This window comes from Shewanella sp. SG41-4 (genome assembly GCF_014164505.1).
GTDB lineage: Bacteria > Pseudomonadota > Gammaproteobacteria > Enterobacterales > Shewanellaceae > Shewanella.
Genome location: NZ_JACJFI010000375.1, coordinates 1 through 2,943, shown reverse-complemented (window position 1 = coordinate 2,943; position 2,943 = coordinate 1). Strand labels below are relative to the sequence as shown.

General features: G+C 39.3%; 2 protein-coding genes and 4 tRNA genes. 1 reads left to right on the top strand and 5 read right to left on the bottom strand.

Annotated features, from left to right (window positions below; translation table 11 throughout):
• Positions 1 to 130: 130 nt before the first annotated feature.
• On the top strand, positions 131 to 391 hold the full coding sequence (locus tag H5202_RS19845; protein WP_182773581.1) for a GrxA family glutaredoxin: 261 nt from the start codon (positions 131 to 133) through the stop codon (positions 389 to 391).
• A 57-nt stretch (positions 392 to 448) separates the two neighbouring features.
• Here the strand turns inward: H5202_RS19845 and H5202_RS19840 are convergent, their stop codons facing one another.
• The 5 genes from H5202_RS19840 to H5202_RS19820 form a co-directional block, all read right to left on the bottom strand.
• Entirely contained in the window at positions 449 to 1,600 is a 1,152-nt protein-coding gene (locus tag H5202_RS19840; RefSeq protein ID WP_182773580.1) for a DcaP family trimeric outer membrane transporter, read from the bottom strand.
• Between the two features lie 603 nt (positions 1,601 to 2,203).
• Positions 2,204 to 2,295, bottom strand: a tRNA-Lys gene (locus tag H5202_RS19835).
• A gap of 151 nt (positions 2,296 to 2,446) precedes the next feature.
• Positions 2,447 to 2,538 (bottom strand) — tRNA-Lys (locus H5202_RS19830).
• A gap of 43 nt (positions 2,539 to 2,581) precedes the next feature.
• Positions 2,582 to 2,673, bottom strand: a tRNA-Lys gene (locus H5202_RS19825).
• A gap of 151 nt (positions 2,674 to 2,824) precedes the next feature.
• Positions 2,825 to 2,900, bottom strand: a tRNA-Lys gene (locus tag H5202_RS19820).
• Positions 2,901 to 2,943 lie beyond the last annotated feature (43 nt).

The window sequence follows — 2,943 nt, the reverse complement described above, 5'->3', positions numbered from 1 at the left end:
GTGGATTCATTTTTTGACAATCAAGGCAAATATAAACTCGATATGGATTAAAACAAAATTAATTGCGTTGAATTATGATTTGAAAAGTACTTATGGTATAAATTGGCCATATCATTAAACAGAAGTCACCATGTTTGTACTTATTTTTGGCCGCCCAGGTTGCCCATATTGTGTTCGAGCTGTTGAATTATCAGAAAAATTAGCGGCACAAAGTGAAGATTTTAAATTCAAATATATTGATATTCATGCCGAAGGCATCACTAAAGCAGACTTATCAAAAAGTGTGGGTAAAACAGTAGAAACTGTTCCACAAATCTTTATTGATGAAAAACCTATTGGTGGTTGTACCGAATTCGAAGCTTATGTTCGTCAAAATAATTTGCTCAACTAAGCGTTTACGCTAAAAAAAAGGCAACCTATTGGTTGCCTTTTTTTATCAGCTCAAATACTAAAGAGCATATTTCGCCGAAAACATAATGCGATTCAAATCACCATCGGTACCGTCTTCACGTTCATTTAAGGCATGCATAAACTCAACCCCAAATGTCAGTGGCTTTGAAGGTGAAAACAATAAGTTAACATAACCAGAGTAAGCCTCTTTGTTAACTGAACCGCCAGTGAGCGCCACATCATTATCTGCGCTAAAACCTGAGAATGTCACACTTGAACGCCATTGCTCCGACCACCAGTGACGATATGACACGAAACCACCAAACGATTTAATCGCTTGAATGTCGCCATTGGTATCAAGTACGCCAGCGTTGGCATAATTTAGCGCCATATAACGACCTAGCCCTTCTCCATAAGTAGCAGTAAATTTGAGGTCATCTTTACCGACGGGGATAACACCCGCAACACTGACACCATAACCTAGCTCAGAGGTGTCGTACGTTGTTGTACCGACAACTTGCTCTAAATCTAATTGCCTTACAATTGCTGCAACTGAAAATGTCGAACCACTAGAAGCACTAAAATTGTAACGTCCAACAAAATCAGGAACCACACCACTGCCACTAGTAATTCGACCACCGCCGCCTAATGGCGTCACAGTAGTTTCAGGGTTTTCAATTGAGAACTGCCAATTACCGTTGGTATAACGCAGTTGTGATTGCCTAACAAACGGTGTTCCTTCTGCTGCACCGACAAAGTCTAGATTTTCCGGTAAAGCGCCAGGATTTTGGAAAGTGGTCCACGTTTGCCCTACAGTCCAATTGTCATAACTCATAAATGCATGACGGATACGTGGAGAGTAGCTATTAGATACTCGTTCATTACCATCGGTATGCGTCATAAAATCCAGTTCAATAAACCCGGTTAGTTTATGTCCTTCAACATCAGTAACGGTCTTAAAATTAAAACGCGATTCACGCGCTTGAAAGTCGACAACTTGCTTACCATTACCTGTCGTACCATAAATTGTTCCTGGCACATAGAACTGACGAGATAACGAGCCTGAGTCAGGCGCCCCATTGCCATAATCACTAAACATCACATCGGCTTTAATATAGCCACCAAAAGTCATATCTGTTGCAGCCTGAGCTCCCCCGCTCATAGCCAATAACGCACCTGCAACATAAAGACTTAGCTTTTGCTTTTTCATTGTTATCTCCCTATTGATATTGTTCTAATCTTGAGCAATATGAGCCAATTAACAACCAGATAACATTAGCAATAGGTCTATGAGACAAAAGTAGACAAGCAAAAACTAATAAATCGACTAGTGCGAAACGAAAAGTTTAGTTTTATCGCCAGCAGATCTTGTTGAGTACGATAACTAAAGGTTGGAGTCGTGATATTGGGAATATCTACCGTTTCGCAAACATTCAATAAAAATACCCATAATAACAATGAGAGATTTTATAAGACATCAAACACTGGAAAAACCAATGACAAACCTACTGCAAAGAGTCATTTAATAAAGAGTAATAAAACTCATTTGACTTTTAAGCCATCTTAGATTCGTTGAGTTATTGCCATTGAACGCTACTCAAGTCTCATTAAATGATAATGAGATATATTATTACAAAATGGTTTTTGCGGATAGAAAACTAACTAAAGGAATAAAAAGTGCTGGGCCGCGGGAAACCCAAACCTTCGAACAATAGGTTAAAAGCCAACTGCAGTTATTGATTTAACAAAGAGTCATTGTGATAACGACCCATCTTGGTGTTACATTCAAATGGTTTAGCCACTATCTAAAAAGTGGTGGGTCGTGAAGGATTCGAACCTTCGACCAATTGGTTAAAAGCCAACTGCAGCTATTGATTTAACAAAGAGTCACTGAGCTAACGACCCATCTTGGTTTTGCAATAACCGCTATTCTTACTGGAACAAAGCCAACGGTCGGCGTTTAAAAGCCTGTAGAACTAATGGCTAGTTTTAGTCTTTGAGAGATGTGGAATGGTTGGATTATCTGGAAGTCTAAATTGAGGGAATATAAAAAAAGTGGTGAGTCGTGAAGAATCTGAACCTTTAACCAATTGGTTAAAAGCCAACTGCAGCTATTGATTTAACAAAGAGAAACTGAGCTAACGACCCATCTTGGTGTAACATTTAAATTGTTTAGCCACTATCTAAAAAGTGGTGGGTCGTGAAGGATTCGAACCTTCGACCAATTGGTTAAAAGCCAACTGCTGCTATTGATTTAACAAAGAGTCACTGAGCTAACGACCCATCTTGGTTTTGCAATAACCGCTATTCTTACTGGAACAAATCCAACGGTCGGCATTTAAAAGCCTTTAGAACTAATGGGTAGTTTTAGTCTATGAGAGATGTGGAATGGTTGGATTATCTGGAAGTCTGAATTGAGGGAATATAAAAAAAGTGGTGGGTCGTGAAGGATTCGAACCTTCGACCAATTGGTTAAAAGCCAACTGCTCTACCAACTGAGCTAACGACCCATCTTGGTTTTGCAAGAACTGATATTCTTACTGGAACAAAAGC

Excerpts from the sequence above, each read along its gene's own strand:
- H5202_RS19845 (WP_182773581.1), top strand. The coding sequence starts at position 131 with ATGTTTGTACTTATTTTTGGCCGCCCAGGTTGCCCATATTGTGTTCGA.
- H5202_RS19840 (WP_182773580.1), bottom strand. The coding sequence starts at position 1,600 with ATGAAAAAGCAAAAGCTAAGTCTTTATGTTGCAGGTGCGTTATTGGCT.